Origin of the sequence: Paramesorhizobium salinisoli (assembly GCF_003335045.1) — a bacterium.
Lineage (GTDB): Bacteria > Pseudomonadota > Alphaproteobacteria > Rhizobiales > Rhizobiaceae > Paramesorhizobium > Paramesorhizobium salinisoli.
Genome location: NZ_QOZG01000126.1, coordinates 1 through 415 on the forward strand (window position 1 = coordinate 1; position 415 = coordinate 415).

Sequence of the window (415 nt, forward strand, 5' to 3'; positions counted from 1 at the left end):
TCGGGCAAGCCCGCCAAAATCGCCATAGTTGCGATTATGCGAAAGCTCATTGTGACCGCCAATGCCCTGATCAAAGCTGATCGGCTTTGGGCCGAAAAACCTGCTTGACCATAACGGAAACTAATCGCGTCTCATTATTCCGAATAGGTCTTTGATTTTTATGTTGCCATAACTGATGGATAACAGCACGAAACTTGCCGCTATCCCGATGCAGATACACACAATAGGCCAATCCCATCCCGTCTGGATTAGGAAAATTGATGCTATTGAGATGCAAATCCCAATTAGGTGTCAACGGCGGAGTAAAAACCGGCCACGCGGCGGCGCAAAAGTCGGCCACCTTGGCGCGCGCATGAGACCCGTGGGAGGGCGTAGCCCGAGCGGGGGTCTCATGCGCGCGTTGTGATTATTTGAA

Annotated in this window: 1 pseudogene; it reads left to right on the forward strand. The window is 51.6% G+C overall.

What is annotated here, in order from left to right:
• A pseudogene (locus DUT91_RS27135) lies at positions 1-108 on the forward strand (IS110 family transposase); the annotation flags it as partial.
• Positions 109-415 lie beyond the last annotated feature (307 nt).